The organism is Paraburkholderia sp. GAS32, from assembly GCF_050434225.1.
Taxonomy (GTDB): Bacteria; Pseudomonadota; Gammaproteobacteria; order Burkholderiales; family Burkholderiaceae; genus Paraburkholderia; species Paraburkholderia madseniana.
The window spans coordinates 12,845-29,461 of record NZ_JBNPVS010000037.1 but is presented as its reverse complement, the minus strand read 5'-3'; the positions used below and the strand labels follow the sequence as shown (position 1 = coordinate 29,461).

The following is a 16,617-nucleotide window of genomic DNA, read 5'->3' as shown; positions in this document are numbered from 1 at the left end:
GAAAATCTTCCTAGAACAACTCCAGAATCCGGTGATACATCATCCCGAGTTCAAGCGCCGGCCCGCGCAATGCCGGCCCACCCGGAAAGCGCGCATGCCGCAACTGCGCGAACAGATCGAAGGCTGCGGTATCACCGGCCATGGCTTTAGCAATCATGCGCCCAGCAATCCCGGTCAACGCCACGCCGTGACCTGAAAAGCCCTGTACGTAGAAGTAGTTCGGATCGATCGAGCCGAAATCGGGTGCACGATTGCGCGTCACGTCGACAAAACCGCCCCACGCATAGTCGATTCGCACATCGCCTAGCTGCGGGAACACGCTGATCATGCGCTTGCGGATTTCCTCGCCGAGTTGCACGGGCGACGCGCCGGTCGAACTCGCGCGGCCACCGAACAGCACGCGATGATCAGCCGACAGACGGAAGTAATCGAGGAAGAAGTTGTTGTCGCAAATCGCCTCGCGTCCTTTGATCAGTGCGTCGGCGCGCGCCTGACCGAGCGGTTCCGTCGCAACGATATAGGACGCGATCGGCGCGATGCGTGCGGCCACCGGCGCCGGCAACACGTCGCCGATCGTGGCATTGCCGCATGCCGCGACGAAGCGGCAGCGTACCTCGCCATTAGCGGTCCGCACGACGGGCCGTGCACCACGCACGACTTCGATCACCGGCGAATGCGCGAACAGTTGCGCACCTTCACGACGTGCCGCATCGGCGAGACCGAGGCAGTATTTGAGCGGATGCAGATGACCGGAAAACGGATCGTAGACGCCCGCCAGATAACGTTGCGAAGCGACGCGTGAACGCACTTCATCGGTATCGAGCCACGAGAGTTTCGTATAGCCCCAGCGTTGCGACGCCGATTCCATCCACGAACGCAAATCCGGCACACGCTTCGGTTTGGTGGCCACCGTGAGATAGCCGGAGGTGAAATCGCAATCGATGCCGTAGCGTTCGATGCGCTCGCGCACGAGAGCCACGCCTTCCACCGACATCGCCCACGCGGCGCGTGCGCCGTCGAGTCCGAGTTGCCGTTCGATGATCTCGTCTTTCGCGAATCCCACCAACGTCTGGCCGCCGTTGCGACCCGACGCGCCCCAACCGGGACGATGCGCATCGAGCACAACCACCGACAATCCGCGCGCCCGGCATTCCAACGCCACCGACAAACCGGAGAAGCCCGCGCCGATCACGCAGACGTCGGCCTCCAGCGTGCCGTCGAGCATCGGATCGTCAGCCGGCCGACGCGCGGCGCTCGCCTCGTAGTAGGAGTTGGCGATCAGCGCATCGGCGCGGTGGTCGAGGGTGTTGAAACCAGGAGTCGGTGCATTCATCAAAGCAGGTCCTTCATTCGATACCAGGCCATCGCAAGTACGAGGGCAGGGGTGCGCAGTGTAGCGCCGCCGGGGAAGTCGCGGTGACGAATCTTGCCGAACAGATCGAAGCGCGAGGCCTGACCGTCGATCGCTTCGGCGATCAGCTTGCCCGCGAGCCCGGTGGTGTTCACGCCGTGGCCGGAGAAACCCTGCGCGAAATATACGGTGGGCGATAGCCGGCCGAAATGCGGCGCGCGATTCATCGTAATGTCGACGAAGCCGCCCCACGCATAGTCGATTTTGACATCGTCGAGTTGCGGGAAAGTCTTCAGCATATCGCGGCGCATCGCTTCACCGAGGTTGCGCGGCGCGAACGTCGAATAGCTGACTTTGCCGCCCCACAGCAAGCGATTGTCCGGGGCAGGGCGGAAATAGTCCAGCACGAAGCGGCTGTCGCACACGGCCGCTTTCGCCGGCATCAGCGCTTCCGCGCGATCGGGGTCGAGCGGTTCGGTGGCGATCACGTAGGTGCCCACCGGCATGATCTTGCTGGCGAGATCCGGCGCGAGTTGGCCGAGATAGGTGTTGCAGGCGAGCACGACGAATTGCGCATTGACCTTGCCGCGCGCGGTTTCGGCCACATGCCGGCCGTTTTCCTGGCGCAACGCGGTGACGCAACTGTCTTCGAAAATCTGTACGCCGGCCTCGCGTGCCGCGCGCGCCAGACCGAGTGTGTAATTCAGCGGATGCAGATGGCCGCTGTCCGCATCGAACAATCCACCGAGGTAGCGTTGAGATTGAACATAATCGCCGACGCCATCGGCGTCGACATAGCTGAAGCGGTCATAGCCGAAGCGCCGTTGCGCTTCGTCGCGCCATTTCTGGAGCGCGTCTGTATCGCGCGGCTTGTTCGCCGCGGTCAGGTAACCGATGGTCAGGTCGCAGTCGATCTGATGCTTCGCGACGCGTTCCTTGACGATATCCAGGGTTTCGAGCCCCATGTCCCAAACACGCTTCACGTCATCCGCGGGCATGAACTTCGCGAATGTGTCGATATCGCAGGCAAAGCCGCCGATCAACTGGCCACCATTGCGGCCGCTCGCGGCCCAGCCGACTTTCGATGCTTCGAGCACCGCGACCGAATGACCGCGCTCGGCGAGGTTCAACGCGGTCGAGATGCCGGTGAGGCCCGCGCCGATCACACAGACGTCGACGTTGAGCGTTTCTTCGAGGGGAGGGTGGCGGGTGGTGTCGTTTGCGGTTGCTGCGTAATACGAGGCGACGTGAGGCTGGTTCGAGAATTGGAGCATAGGCAGAGCATGCAGAAGAGGCCTTGGCGCGTGGCCCGTAGTGAAGCCGGGCCACGCAATGAGGCGGGTCGTGTTAGAACGAGTAGATGAACTGCGTCGCGAGCAGGTCGTTGGACTTGCCGTACGAGCCGTCGTTCTTCAGGAACACCTGTTTGTTCGCCCAGTCGTGACGATATTCCACCTTGACCGTGATCTGCTGGGTCGGGAAGAACAACAGGTCGAGTGCGACGTCCTGACGGGTGGCGCCCTTGCACTCGAAGCCGTGATTCGACGAGTTCGCGAAGCAGTCTGCGCCGATGCCGAAGCCGTCAGCCGTATCCATGCCGTTGCCATTCAGCGCGATGCCACCGCCGCCGCCGCCGTTCTTGCTGTCGACGAGCAGGTCATAGCGTGCCGTCACGCCCATACGGCCCACCACCGGCATGCTGAACTTGCGGTGCGCGAGCAGCGAGAGGCCGTACCACTGCGCCTGGCCGCCGTTGTACGCGGCGTTCTGCTGCTGGCCGTAGTCGAGTTCGGCGTTGTACTGCACGTCGGCGAGCGTGTAGGTCAGGTCGGCTTCGGTGAAGAAGAACGTACCGCCCGAGCTCGGCGACTGGCCGCCTACGCCGTAGACGAACGAACCCGGAATCGGGTTGCCGTTGGCATCGAGTGCCTGCGCGCTAGGCAAAGTCTGACGGCCGATGTTGAACGAGCCGCCCACATCCAGTGCGCTCGACCAGGTGTAGTCGACCCGCGAAGTGAAGGTCGGGATCTTGTTGCTGGTCGTGATTGGATCGCCCAGCGCGTTGGTGCCGACCTGCGTCGTCGCGCCGTACGTGCGGTACTGCTCGTTGCCGAGGAAGAACTTCCACGCCCAGTTACCCGTCGTATAGTTCGCGCCGATACCGATGTAGCTGCCCGGATCCGAGAAGTCATACAGCAGGTTGTGCGTCAGCGTCAGCATCTGGTTCGATTGCTGCACTTCGTAACCGCCGAAGCTCGGAATCAAACCGGCAACGAGCGTCGTCGTCGCCGTCAACGGCACGTTGATGACCGCCGTGTTCAGGATGTTGTTGCCGATATTGCCATGCTCGTTCGCAAGCAGCGTAATACCGTTGCCGCGGTTCGGCATCAAGGTGATTTCGGCCGACGGCGCCATCGGGCCGACACCGAAGGTCTTCTTGATGTCCAGGTACAGATCGCCGAACGTGCTGTTGAAGTAGTTGTAGCTATTTTCGTGGTTCGCGAACAGGAACGACGAGCTGCTCTGCGCGCGGTTATACAAGTAGGTCGGGTCGATATAACCGGTCACCGACAAGCCGGCGATCGGCCCTGTGTTCGCCGCATCCACCAGCGAGTCGACCTTCAACTGCTGATTGGCGATCTGCTGCTTCATCGAATCGACCTGATCGTTGGTCAGCGTCGCCTGCGCCTTGCCGTAATCCGGCGAGGAGATGTCGACCGGCGCCGCCACCACAGCGGGAGCCGGAGCCGGTGCCGCGGTCGCTGCTGCCGCCGCCTTCGGCTTGGACGCTACCTCGGAACGCAACTGCTTCACCTCCTTTTGCAGTGCGTTGAGCTGGGCCTGTAGCGCCTTGATCTGGTCGCTGGTGGCGTCTGCCATGGCAAAGCCTGGCAAACTCCCCGCCACCAACAGACAGATGAGCTTCTTTCTCATGCAAATTCTCCTTATTGGTCGTATTGCAAAAGGACTTCTTATGCGCGTGCCGTATCGAGCGACTTCCGTACGGCGGCTTGTTGTGGTGCTGACGGCAAGGGGTCGGCGGCTTCGGCAAGTGCGAAAGCCATCTGCATGTCGCGGTTGCGCTTGCGCTCACGCACTTGCATCCAGCGGTTGACTGCGATCACGCCGATCGTCACCGTGGTGATGAAAATCGTGGCGAGCGCGTTCATTTCCGGATTCAGGCCGAGGCGCACACGCGAGAACACGACGAGCGGCAGCGTGGTCGAACCAGGACCGGACAGGAACGCGGAAAGCACGAGGTCGTCGAACGACAGCGTGAACGACAGCAGCCAGCCGGACATCAGGGCCTGCGAGATCAGCGGCAGCGTGATCAGGAAGAACACCTTGAAGGGCGTCGCGCCGAGATCGAGTGCGGCTTCTTCGAGCGACTTGTTGAGCTCCTTCACCCGCGATTGCACGATGATCGCCACGTACGACACGCAGAGCATCACGTGGCCGATCCAGATCGTGAAGAGGCCACGGCCCTTCGGCCAGCCGAGCATCTGTTCGAGCGCGACGAACAGCAACAGCAGCGAGATGCCCTGAATCACTTCAGGAATCACGAGCGGCGCGTTGATCATGCCGGCGAACAGCGTGAAGCCGCGAAAGCGACCGAAGCGGGCCAGCACGAAGCCTGCCCACGTACCGATCACTACCGATGCACACGCGGTCAGCAGACCGATTTTCAGCGACAACCACGCTGCACTGAGCAGTTCCCCGTCTTGCAGCAGCGCGCCATACCACTTGAGCGAGAAGCCGGACCAGACCGTGACGAGCTTCGACTCGTTGAACGAATACACCACCAGGCTGATGATCGGGATATACAGAAACAGAAATCCGAACGTCAGCACGCTATTGGAAAGCGTTCTATTAGGCTTGATCATTTCGCACCTTCCAGTTCCTTGACCTGGTAGTACTGGAACACGGCCATCGGCACGAGCAGCAGTAGAACCATCGCGACGGTGACAGCGGATGCCATCGGCCAGTCCATATCATTGAAGAATTCATCCCACATCACGCGGCCGATCATCAGCGTGTCGGCGCCGCCCAGCAGTTCAGGAATCACGTACTCGCCGACCGCCGGAATGAACACCAGCAGACTGCCGGCGATAATGCCGTTCTTGGACAGCGGCAAGGTGATGCGCGTGAACGCGGTCCACGGTTTGCAACCGAGGTCGTAGGCCGCTTCGAGCAGCGTCAGATCCATCTTCACCAGGTGCGCATACAGCGGCATCACCATGAACGGCAGGTACGAATAAACCATGCCGATATAGACGCCAATATCCGTGTGGTAGAGGCGCAACGGCGAATGAATCATGCCGATGGCCATCAGCGTGTGATTGAGCAGGCCGTCGTCCTTCAGAATGCCGATCCATGCATAGACGCGGATCAGGAACGACGTCCAGAACGGCAGCATCACGCCCATCATCAGCAGGTTGCGCTTGGTGGGTTCCGAGCGGGCGATGTAGTACGCAATCGGGTAGCCGATCAACAGGCAGAAGAAGGTCGAGACTCCGGCCATTTTCAGCGAGCTGATGTACGTGGCAACGTACAGATCGTCCTGCAGCAGGAAGGCGTAATGGCTGAGCTGCATGGCGAAGTGCACCATGCCGTCCTTGACCGTCACGAGATCCGTGTACGGCGGAATGCCAAGGCGCAGATCGGCGAAGCTGATTTTCAGCACCAGCACGAACGGCAACGCGAAGAACACGAAGAGCCACATGAACGGCACGCCGATCACGGTCGTACGGCCAGACGGCACCAGTATCGAGAGGCGTTTTTTCAGCGAGCCGAGCAGACGGCTGCCGGACGGCGCGCCGAGCACCGCGGGGGAGGAGGTAGTGGGATTGCTCATTGCGTCAGCACCACGCCGCTAGCCGGCGACCAGTAGACGAACACGTCGTCGTTATAGGACGGCGCACCTTCGCTCATGAGGTGCGAGCTGGAGAGATTCGACACGACCGTCTTACCGCTCGGCAGGCGCACGTGATACAGCGAATAGCTGCCCATGTACGCGACGTCCGACACCACGCCGCGCGCCCAGTTGTGCGGCGTCGAGGGCTTGTCGAGCGAGACCTTCACGCGTTCCGGGCGCACGGAGATTCCCACCGGCATGCCGAGCGGGCCGGTAATGCCGTGGCTCACGTAGATGCGCGATTCGAGGTCTTCGCTTTCCACGAAGATATGGTCCGGCTCATCCGCGACCACGGTGCCTTCGAACAGGTTGGTCGAGCCGATGAACTCGGCCGAGAAGCGGCTATTCGGAAACTCGTACACCTGGCTGGGCGAGCCGATCTGCACGATGCGGCCTTCGCTCATCACGGCGAGGCGCCCGGCCATGGTCATGGCTTCTTCCTGATCGTGCGTCACCATCACGCAGGTCACATCGACCTTCTCGATGATGTTCACCAGTTCGAGCTGGGTCTTCTGACGGATCTTCTTGTCGAGCGCCGACATTGGTTCGTCGAGCAGCAGCAGCTTGGGGCGCTTGACGAGCGAGCGGGCCAGCGCCACACGCTGCTGCTGTCCGCCGGACAACTGGTGCGGCTTGCGTTGCGCGTATTTGCTCATCTGCACGAGATGCAGCGCGTCGGCAACACGCTCCTTGATCTCGTTCTTCGGCGTGCCTTCCTGCTTGAGGCCGAAGGCGATATTCGCTTCGACGCTCATGTGCGGGAACAGCGCATACGACTGGAACATCATGTTGACCGGCCGCTTGTACGGTGGCATCGCGGCAAGGTCTTCGCCGTCGACGAAAATGCGGCCGGACGTGACCGACTCGAGCCCTGCGAGCATGCGCAGGAGCGTGGACTTGCCGCAGCCGGAGCTGCCGAGCAGCGCGAACAATTCGTTCTTCGCAATGCTCAGATTGACGTTGTCGACAGCGGTGCTGTCGCCGAATTTCTTCACGACATTTTCGATGCGAACGAATTCGTCCGATTTCGATTTTGTCGTCGGTGCGGGGCGGGCCATCTGGGTGGCGCCGGCTACGCTATGTGATGTCGTCGAGTTCATGATGTAACCATTCCTTGCGGATCGCGAGCGCAAGTGTCTCCATACGAGTCGCGGGAAGCGGCTCGCAAGATGCGCTGCGATCGGAAAACATGGGACTGCGCGCCAGTGGGACGCTAATAGCACGCAGGCTGACTACCGTTACTGCCATTCATGCGCTCAGGGTTCGAGCGATCCCTGAGCGCGGGATCGATTCTTTTTAGTTTGGCTTAAATCAGTGGCCGGTTTTAAGCTGCGCCCAAAGACGATTTTCAAGGCGCAGAATGTCGGTGGGCATCGGTTTCATCAGTGTCATCTTGCTCAGCACTTCGTCGCCCGGATAAACGGTCGTATCCTGTGCGACACCCGGAATGACGAACTGGCGCGCGGCCTTGTTCGCGGTCGGGTAGAACACTTCATTGGTAATCGCTGCGTTGACCTTCGGATCTTCGATGTAGTTGATCCACTTCAGCGCGGCTTCGGGATGCGGTGCGTCTTTCGGGATCACCATCACGTCGAACCACAGCAGACCGCCTTCCTTGACGTTCGAGAATTTCACCTGATACGAACGCTTGGCTTCCGCGGTACGGCGGCTGGCGATGCCGACGTCGCCGGACCATGCCACCGCGACGCAGATGTCGTTGTTAGCGAGGTCGTTGATGTAACCCGACGAATTGAATTGGGTGATATACGGGCGGACTTTCTTCAGCACTTCGAACGCGGCCTGATAGTCGGCGGGGTTCGTGCTGTTCGGATCCTTATGCATGTATTGCAAGGTGGCGGCGAACACGTCGACTGCCTGATCGAGGAACGACACGCCGCAGCCTTTCAGCTTCGACAGATTGGCCGGGTCGAACACGAGTGCCCAGCTATCCACCGGCGCATTCGCACCGAGCGCCTTCTGCACGGCTTGCACGTTGTAGCCGATGCCGTCAGTACCGTAGGCCCAAGGCACACCGTACTGGTTGCCCGGATCGGCATCGGAGATCATCTTCATCAGCACAGGGTCAAGGTTCGACAGGTTCGGCAGCTTTGACTTGTCGAGCTTCTGATACACGCCGGCCTGAATCTGCTTGGCCATGTAGTTCGACGTCGGCACCACGATGTCGTAACCGGAGCTGCCCGCGAGCAGTTTGGCCTGCAACGTATCGTCGCTATCGTAGTTGTCGTATTTGACGTGAATGCCGTCCTGCTTCTCGAAGTTCGAAATCGTGTCCTTCGCGATGTAGTCCGACCAGTTGTACACATTCAGTTCCGTGTCGGCCGCAAGGGCCGGCGTAACCGACAACGCCGCAAAACCCGTGAAGGCGAGAAGCGCGGCCCCCGCGACCGCATGACGAAGATGACAAACGCTCATGGTTTTTTCCCTTGATGTGAAGAACCGGCATGAGCGCGTATCGTGGGTGTGCTCATGCCGGAACGAACTGCCGTTACGAAATTCCGAGTTGTTGTGCGGTCGCGTCGACGGCTTTTTTCGCCTTCGAAACGATCTCGTCGATTTCCAGCTTGTTGATCACGAGCGGCGGCGAGAGCAGCATCCGGTCGCCGGTGGCGCGCATGATCAGGTTGCCGTTGAAGCAGAAGTCGCGGCAGATCGTGCCGACTTCACCGCCATTGGCGAAGCGCTTGCGCGCTTTCGGGTCTTCTGCGAGTTGCAGGCCGGCCACCAGACCCGCACCGGAGATTTCGCCGATGATCGGGTGATTGGCGAAGGTGTCGCGCAGCTTCTTCTGGAAGTACGGACCCGTGTCGGTCTTGACGCGCTCGACGATCTTCTCGTCGCGCAGCAGCTTCAGATTGGCGATCGCCACGGCCGCGGCCACCGGGTGACCGGAGTACGTGAGGCCGTGATTGAAGTCGCCGTTCTCGATGATCGCCTTGGCAACACGATCGTGCAGGCCGACTGCGCCCATCGGCACATAGCCGCTTGTCAGGCCCTTGGCCAGCGTGATCAGATCCGGCTCGAAACCGAAGTGCTGATGCGCGAACCATTCACCGGTCCGGCCGAAGCCGCCGATCACTTCGTCGGCGACCAGCAGGATGTCGTATTTGCGGCAGATGCGCTGGATTTCCGGCCAGTACGTCGAAGCCGGGAAGATCACGCCGCCCGCGCCCTGGAAAGGCTCACCGATAAACGCGGCCACGTTGTCCGCGCCGATTTCGAGAATCTTGGCTTCCAGTTGCTGCGCGCGGGCCAGAGCGAATTCTTCCGGCGTCAGATTGCCTTGTGCTTCGCCGAAGAAATACGGCTGGTCGATATGCACGATGTTCTCGACCTTCGAGGGCATCTGTTCGTGCATGTAGCCCATGCCGCCCAGTGTACCGCCCGCGATTGTCGAACCGTGATAGCCGTTTTTGCGCGAGATGACGAACTTCTTCGAGTGCTTGCCTTGCGTCGCCCAGTATTGGTGAACGATGCGCAGCACGGTGTCGTTGCCTTCCGAGCCGCTGTTGCAATAGAAGAAGTGGTTGAACGGTTCCGGCGCCAGCTCCGCGAGCAAGGCCGACAGTTCGATCACCGGCGGGTGCGTCGTCTTGAAGAAGGTGTTGTAGAAGGGCAGTTCCTGCATCTGGCGGTACGCTGCGTCAGCCAGTTCCTTACGGCCATAACCGACGTTCACGCACCACAAACCGGCCATGCCATCGATGATCTTGTTGTCGTCTGAATCCCACAGGTACACGCCCTGTGCCTTGACGATTACGCGGCTGCCGCTGCGATTGAGCGAACCCATATCCGAAAACGGATGGATGTGGTGCGCGGCGTCGAGCGCGCGGTATTCGGCGGTGCTGCGTTGCTGTTGTGCGGCTTGTACGCTGGCCGCGGGTTGGGCCGTCTGCACGTAAGCGACTTCTTCTGTTCTGTAGCTCATACTGCCTCCAATTTTTTTGCGTTTGCGGGTGACGTCGTTAGCAAGGGCCTTAGACGTGCAGCAGCAAATGCCGGCGTTCCCACGAACTGATCACGCGGAAAAACGCTTCGTATTCGGTTTCTTTCAGTGCGAGGTAGGCCTTGACGAATTTTTCGCCGAGAATCTCGGCCATCGGTTCGCACGCGCCCATCAGCGTCAGCCCCTCTTCCAGATTGCGCGGCAACTGGTAGGGCAGTTCGTAACCGTCGCTGAGCAGCGGCTCGGTCGGTTCCAGATTTTGCGTCATGCCAAGATACCCGGCAGCCAGCGTTGCTGCGATCGCGAGATACGGATTGCAGTCCACGCCCGGAATGCGGTTTTCGATGCGGCGCGCAGCCGGGCCCGAATGCGGAATCCGGAAACCCACCGTGCGGTTGTCGTAACCCCATGCCACGTTGATCGGCGCAGCCATGAAGCGCGACAGGCGGCGATACGAGTTGATGTACGGCGCGAAAATCGGCATCAGTGCCGGCGTGTATTTCTGCAGGCCCGCGATATAGCCCGTGAAAAGCGACGTGGGCTTGCCGTCCGGACCGGTGAACAGGTTGTGGCCGGTTTCTTCGTCTACGAGGCTCTGGTGCATGTGCATCGCCGAGCCCGGTTCGCCTTCCATCGGCTTGGCCATGAAGGTCGCGTACATCTTGTGACGCAGCGCGGCCTCACGCACCGTGCGCTTGAACAGGAACACGCTGTCGGCGAGTTTCAGCGGATCGCCGTGCATGAAGTTGATTTCCATCTGCGCGGCGCCGACTTCGTGAATCAGCGTGTCGACTTCCAGTTCCTGCACTTCGCAGTATTCATAGATGTCTTCGAACAGCGGATCGAATTCGTTCACGGCTTCGATCGAGTACGCCTGACGGCCGGTCTCCGGACGGCCCGTACGGCCGATCGGCGGTTGCAGCGGCAGATCCGGGTCCTTGTTCATGTCGACCAGGTAGAACTCGAGTTCAGGCGCGATAACCGGCTTCCAGCCTTTGGCCTTATACAGTTCGAGCACGCGGCGCAGCACACGGCGCGGCGAGATGGCGACGGGCGTGCCGTCGAAGTGAACGCAATCGTGGATCACCTGGGCGGTCGGATCGACGGCCCACGGAATCATGCGGATGGTGCTGGCGTCGGGAACGCAGACCATGTCCGGGTCGGTGACGCCGGTGAGCGTGCCGTCTTCCGGATAGTCCCCTGTGACGGTCTGGATCATCACCGCCTGCGGCAAGCGCATGGATTCGCCGGATTCGAACTTGCTGCGCGGAATGATCTTGCCGCGTGCGATCCCGGCCATATCCGGAATGATCGCTTCGATTTCGGTGACGCGGTTCTTCTTCAGGAAGTCGTCGATTTCATGCATGGTTATTCTCTCAGTTTTGGTGCGCGACCGGCTCAGGCATGCGTGGCAGCGGCGGATGCCGCGCCATAGCCGGCCTTGGTGCGCATTCGATCGCGGCAGGCTTCGCCGAAGGCACGGAAGATCGCGGTGGAAAGCGCGTCGTTGGCATGCTTCCATTCCGGGTGCCACTGCACACCCAGCGCGAAGGCACGCGCATCTTTCACGCTCACCGCTTCGATCAATCCGTCCGGCGCGGTGGCTTCTGCCACCAGACCCACGCCCAGCCGCTCGACGCCCTGACCGTGCAATGAATTCACACGCGCTTCATTCGTGCCGCCGGCGAGGCGCTGCAACAAGCCGCCCTGCGTCAGCGTGATCGAATGCGACGGTGCGTATTGCACGTCGAGGTCGTCTTCCTTGTTCTCGCGATGGTCGTTCAGACCGGCCACCGCGTGAACGCTTTGATGCAACGTCCCGCCGAACACCACGTTCATTTCCTGAAAGCCCCGGCATACCGCCAGCACCGGCACGCCTGCGGCGATCGCGGCGCGCAGCAGCGGCAGCGTCGTCGCATCGCGTGCGGCGTCGTGCAGCGTGCCCGGCGCGCTGGGATGGCCGCCGTAGCGGTGCGGCTCGACATTCGAATAGCTGCCGGTGAACAGTAAGCCGTCGACAGTAGCCAGCACGTCCTCGGTGGACTGACGCTCGCCGAGCGCCGGCAGCAACATGGCCAGCGCCTGCGAGCCGTCCACGATCGCGGCGATGTACTTCTCGCCGGTGACGTGCGACGGGTGGACTCCCATCATCGTTCTGTCGGCGCTGATGCCGACGAGGGGTTTGTTTCGCATATCAGATAGACGTGTATGTTCCCCGCGGGACGCGGCATGAACAACGTTAAACACGGCGCGGCAACATTCCGCAGCCGGACGCAAGGCGTCAGGCCACCGGGTAGTGCAGGCGGTCGTCGTCAGCGGGACGCGCCGCGCGTGATAATTAGATGTGCCGTTCGATTCGGTCCGTTGCGGTGCGCAATTGATCTGATCCGCATGAGGCGCTGCGCGGCAGACGGCACCGCACACGCACGAACGCATGGCTCGAGAGAGCGCGCTCACGCAAACGGACGAATCGAACGACGGAAAAGGGGGAGGCGCTACGGCAGCAGCGAGGCGACTTCGTCCGTACGCACAGCAATGAAGGCGCGCGCGGAGATGGAGTTGTGACGTCGAACTGAACGGCGGGACAGGATCGTGAAGACGGACAGAAAGCGGCGGAACGCAAGGCTGCCGTTGCTGCCGTCGGCGATGGCGCCGTCAGCGCGAGGACAACTCGCCTGACTTCGATTCCATCTCACCAAAGGGCCTCGGACTCTCACGATTACACTCGACTAGCGACGTTGAAAGTATTGAACGCTTGCTCGAAAAACGCACAGGGCGTTTAAAGAAACATGACGCTGGGATGACCGTCTCTGACCGTTGCGAACCGGGTTCGCTGCGTCAAAAACACATGTTCGTGTTTCGTGACGCCGGCATGACGATCGCCTGAGAACCATCGTATACGAGCCAATAATGCCGTCAAATCATTTTTATAAAAGATTTATCAGGGCTTTCCCGAGGGTGTCCGCGGAATCCCGGTCAGCGGGAACATTCGTTGCGCAAATCATATTTCGGAATCCTTTCAGGGTTTTCCCCAGCGGCGCAACGATTAAAGTGATTAGAATATTCAACACTCGCGGGCACACATTGCCCGAGCCCACGCGCCCGATCGTCTCCCATGTCAGAGAACCTAGCGATGTCCATAGAAGTTGCGACCCGCCTGCAGTACATCCGTAAGAAGAATGGTCTGTCCCAGCGCGAGCTGGCGAAACGGGCGGGGGTCACCAACGGCACGATCTCGCTGATCGAGCAGAACCGCGTAAGTCCGTCGGTGGGGTCACTGAAGAAACTGCTTGAATGCATACCGATGAGTCTCGCCGAGTTCTTCACTTTTGAAGTCGAGGTGGAACGCTCTGTCGTGTCGCGCCGCGCCGACATGCCGAATCTCGGCAATGAGTCGATTGAGTTCTATCTCGCCGGCTCCAGTGTGAAAGACCGCAATATGGGCATTCTGCGCGAGGTCTATCAGCCGCTCTCGGATACCGGGCCGGAAATGCTGGAGCACGAGGGGCACGAGGGCGGGGTGGTGGTCAGCGGTCAGATCGAACTGACGGTGGACGGTGTCACATGGCTGCTCGACCCCGGTGACAGCTATTACTTCGAAAGCCGTCTACCGCATCGTTTTCGCAATCCCAGCGCGGAGCATCTCTGCGAGATCGTGTCGGCCAATTCGCCGCCCACGTTCTAAAGACTCCGCGCCAACGCGCCGCGACGCAGTTCCAGGCCGCTTGAAGTCGGAGCCGGCGTGCGTCGAGCGCATAACAATGAGGCATCCTGATGGACAAGAAATCTCTCGCTTTCTGGCAAGACAAAGCCGCTACGCTTTCGATCGAAGGCCGTGCGTTTATCGACGGCGAGTACCGTGACGCCGCAGGCGGCCGCACGTTCGACTGCCTGAGCCCGATCGACGGCAAGCTGCTTGCCAAAGTGGCTGACAGCGGGGCGACGGATGTCGACGCCGCCGTGGCAGCCGCACGCCGCGCGTTCGATTCCGGCGTGTGGTCCGGCCTCAATCCCCGCAAGCGCAAGGCGATTCTATTGCGTTGGGCCGCGTCGATCCGTGAGCACATGGACGAACTCGCGCTGCTCGAAACGCTGGACGCAGGCAAGCCGATCGCCGACACCACCTCGGTGGACGTGCCGGGCGCCGCCTATTGCGTCGAGTGGTTCGCTGAAGCCATCGACAAGGTCGGCGGCGAAGTCGCGCCGGCCGATCATCATCTGGTGGGGCTCGTGACGCGTGAGCCGATCGGCGTCGTAGCGGCTGTTGTGCCGTGGAATTTCCCGATCCTGATGGCGTCGTGGAAGTTCGGCCCGGCGCTCGCCGCGGGTAACAGCGTCGTGCTCAAGCCTTCGGAGAAGTCGCCGCTTACCGCGATTCGCCTCGCTCAACTCGCGCTGGACGCCGGCATCCCTGCCGGCGTGTTCAACGTGGTGCCCGGCGCGGGCGAACCGGGCAAGCTGCTGGCGCTGCATCAGGACGTGGACTGTCTCGCCTTCACCGGCTCGACCAACGTCGGCAAGCTGATCATGCAATACGCCGGTCAATCGAACCTGAAACGCGTGTGGCTCGAACTCGGCGGCAAGTCGCCGAACATCGTGATGCCCGATTGCCCCGACCTCGACCGCGCGGCAAACGCGGCGGCTGGCGCGATTTTCTACAACATGGGCGAAATGTGCACCGCAGGTTCGCGCCTGCTCGTGCACAAAGACATCAAGGACGTGTTCCTCGACAAGCTGATCGCCGCCGCGCGCAGCTATACGCCGGGCAATCCGCTCGACCCGCAAACCTCGATGGGCGCGATTGTCGATAACGTGCAACTCGAACGCGTGCTCGGTTATATCGAAGCGGGCCGCGCCGAAGCGAAGCTGCTGCTGGGTGGTTCGCGCGTCAAGCAGGAGACCGGCGGCTTCTATATCGAACCGACCATCTTCGAGATCCCGGCGACCGGCGCGAAGGTTGCGCGCGAGGAAATCTTCGGGCCGGTGTTGTCGGTGATTACGTTCGACACGGTTGAAGAGGCGATCAGGATCGCTAATGACAGCGAGTATGGTCTTGCCGCCGCCGTGTGGACTTCGAACCTCACCACCGCGCATGAAGTGTCGCGCAAGCTGCGTGCCGGTACGGTATGGGTCAATTGCTACGACGAGGGCGGCGATATGAATTTCCCGTTCGGCGGTTACAAGCAATCGGGCAACGGCCGTGACAAGTCGTTGCACGCGCTGGAGAAGTACACCGAGCTGAAGTCCACGCTCGTTCGGCTGCGCTAAAGGATTCGCAAGCCAGCGCGGCGGCGTTTGAAAGAAACGCCGTCGCGTTCCCAATGAATCCGAGGCCGGACGTTGCACGCATCACCTGGAAGCCCCGCGTGCGGCTCCGGCATGTTTATCAGGTATCAGGTCATCCATGACTGAACTCGTTTATGGCGACGGCGCGATCCGTCGTCCGTCGCTTTATGGCTCGTCGATCGAAAACACCTATGCGGGTGTGTTGTCGTTCATGCGCCGCAAGTACACCCGCGAACTTGACGGCGTCGACGTCGTGGTCTCCGGCGTGCCGCTCGATCTGGCCACCACGTTCCGTTCGGGCGCGCGTCTTGGCCCGGCGGCGGTGCGCGCGGCGAGCGTGCAATTGTCGGAGCTGCATCCGTATCCGTGGGGCTTCAATCCGTTCGACGATCTCGCCGTGACAGACTACGGCGACTGCTGGTTCGACGCGCACAATCCCATGACGATCAAGGAATCGATCGTCGAGCATGCGCGCACGATTCTGCGTTCGGACGCGAAGATGCTGACGCTCGGCGGCGATCACTACATTACGTATCCGCTGCTGATCGCGCATGCGGAGAAGTACGGGAAGCCACTCTCGCTGATCCATTTCGACGCCCACTGCGATACCTGGGCCGACGACAGCCCGGACAGCCTGAATCACGGTTCGATGTTCTACAAGGCGGTGAAAGACGGTCTGATCGATCCGAAGACTTCGGTGCAGGTCGGCATTCGCACGTGGAACGACGACTTCATGGGGATCAATATCCTCGACGCCGCCTGGGTCCATGAACATGGCACGCGGGCGGCGGTGGAGCGGATCACGTCGATTGTCGGCGAGCGGCCCGCGTATCTGACCTTCGATATCGACTGTCTCGATCCGGCGTTCGCGCCGGGCACGGGCACGCCGGTGGCGGGCGGTTTGTCGTCGGCACAGGGGCTGGCCATTGTGCGCGGGCTCGGTGCGTTGAACCTGGTGGGCGCGGATGTGGTGGAAGTGGCGCCCGCTTATGACCAGAGCGAGATCACGGCGATTGCCGCCGCGCATATTGCGTGCGATCTGTTGTGTCTTTGGCGGCAGAAGAAGGTCGCTGAACGCTAGGCACGTTCAATCGTCTTGAA

The 16,617-nt window shown here is 61.1% G+C and carries 14 protein-coding genes; 3 read left to right on the top strand and 11 right to left on the bottom strand.

The features are described 5' to 3' along the window. Positions 1-10 precede the first annotated feature (10 nt). From P3T25_RS33985 to P3T25_RS33935, 11 genes are all read right to left on the bottom strand, one after another. Complete coding sequence (locus tag P3T25_RS33985) at positions 11-1,333, bottom strand: NAD(P)/FAD-dependent oxidoreductase (protein ID WP_429361368.1); 1,323 nt, start codon at positions 1,331-1,333, stop codon at positions 11-13. Beyond that, a complete protein-coding gene (locus P3T25_RS33980) occupies positions 1,333-2,625 on the bottom strand; it encodes an NAD(P)/FAD-dependent oxidoreductase (RefSeq protein WP_266240511.1) in 1,293 nt (430 codons plus the stop codon). The genes P3T25_RS33985 and P3T25_RS33980 overlap by 1 nt, the downstream gene beginning before the upstream one ends. A 73-nt stretch (positions 2,626-2,698) precedes the next feature. Continuing rightward, positions 2,699-4,285 (bottom strand): DUF3138 family protein, encoded by a 1,587-nt coding sequence (locus tag P3T25_RS33975; protein WP_266240512.1) that lies wholly within the window; start codon positions 4,283-4,285, stop codon positions 2,699-2,701. Positions 4,286-4,323: 38 nt separating this feature from the next. Beyond that, positions 4,324-5,235 (bottom strand): ABC transporter permease subunit, encoded by a 912-nt coding sequence (locus P3T25_RS33970; RefSeq protein ID WP_097396186.1) that lies wholly within the window; start codon positions 5,233-5,235, stop codon positions 4,324-4,326. Continuing rightward, the gene (locus P3T25_RS33965) at positions 5,232-6,206 is read right to left on the bottom strand and encodes an ABC transporter permease subunit (protein ID WP_154565609.1); all 975 of its coding nucleotides are present in this window, start codon (positions 6,204-6,206) and stop codon (positions 5,232-5,234) included. The genes P3T25_RS33970 and P3T25_RS33965 overlap by 4 nt, the downstream gene beginning before the upstream one ends. Continuing rightward, the gene (locus P3T25_RS33960; RefSeq protein ID WP_372342472.1) at positions 6,203-7,366 is read right to left on the bottom strand and encodes an ABC transporter ATP-binding protein; all 1,164 of its coding nucleotides are present in this window, start codon (positions 7,364-7,366) and stop codon (positions 6,203-6,205) included. The genes P3T25_RS33965 and P3T25_RS33960 overlap by 4 nt, the downstream gene beginning before the upstream one ends. Positions 7,367-7,577: 211 nt before the next feature. After that, positions 7,578-8,699 carry a polyamine ABC transporter substrate-binding protein gene (locus P3T25_RS33955; protein ID WP_154565608.1) on the bottom strand — a complete coding sequence of 374 codons (1,122 nt, stop codon included), beginning with the start codon at positions 8,697-8,699 and terminating at the stop codon, positions 7,578-7,580. Between the two features lie 73 nt (positions 8,700-8,772). Next, positions 8,773-10,212: an aspartate aminotransferase family protein gene (locus P3T25_RS33950; RefSeq protein ID WP_266240513.1), complete on the bottom strand. Its 1,440-nt coding sequence runs from the start codon at positions 10,210-10,212 to the stop codon at positions 8,773-8,775. 49 nt (positions 10,213-10,261) lie between these two features. Further along, the gene (locus P3T25_RS33945; protein WP_154565606.1) at positions 10,262-11,596 is read right to left on the bottom strand and encodes a glutamine synthetase family protein; all 1,335 of its coding nucleotides are present in this window, start codon (positions 11,594-11,596) and stop codon (positions 10,262-10,264) included. 32 nt (positions 11,597-11,628) lie between these two features. Next, positions 11,629-12,423, bottom strand: a complete 795-nt coding sequence (locus P3T25_RS33940; protein WP_200620380.1) for a gamma-glutamyl-gamma-aminobutyrate hydrolase family protein — start codon at positions 12,421-12,423, stop codon at positions 11,629-11,631. A gap of 302 nt (positions 12,424-12,725) precedes the next feature. Next, positions 12,726-12,947, bottom strand: coding sequence for a hypothetical protein (locus P3T25_RS33935; protein ID WP_171983793.1), 222 nt, complete (start codon positions 12,945-12,947; stop codon positions 12,726-12,728). Between the two features lie 416 nt (positions 12,948-13,363). Between P3T25_RS33935 and P3T25_RS33930 the strand changes: the two genes are divergently transcribed. The 3 genes from P3T25_RS33930 (at position 13,364) to speB (ending at position 16,597) form a co-directional block, all read left to right on the top strand. Beyond that, complete coding sequence (locus P3T25_RS33930) at positions 13,364-13,915, top strand: cupin domain-containing protein (protein WP_054042828.1); 552 nt, start codon at positions 13,364-13,366, stop codon at positions 13,913-13,915. 89 nt (positions 13,916-14,004) lie between these two features. Beyond that, positions 14,005-15,498 carry an aldehyde dehydrogenase gene (locus P3T25_RS33925; protein WP_429361362.1) on the top strand — a complete coding sequence of 498 codons (1,494 nt, stop codon included), beginning with the start codon at positions 14,005-14,007 and terminating at the stop codon, positions 15,496-15,498. A gap of 136 nt (positions 15,499-15,634) precedes the next feature. After that, positions 15,635-16,597 (top strand): agmatinase, encoded by a 963-nt coding sequence (gene speB / locus P3T25_RS33920; protein ID WP_093645064.1) that lies wholly within the window; start codon positions 15,635-15,637, stop codon positions 16,595-16,597. Positions 16,598-16,617: the final 20 nt, after the last annotated feature.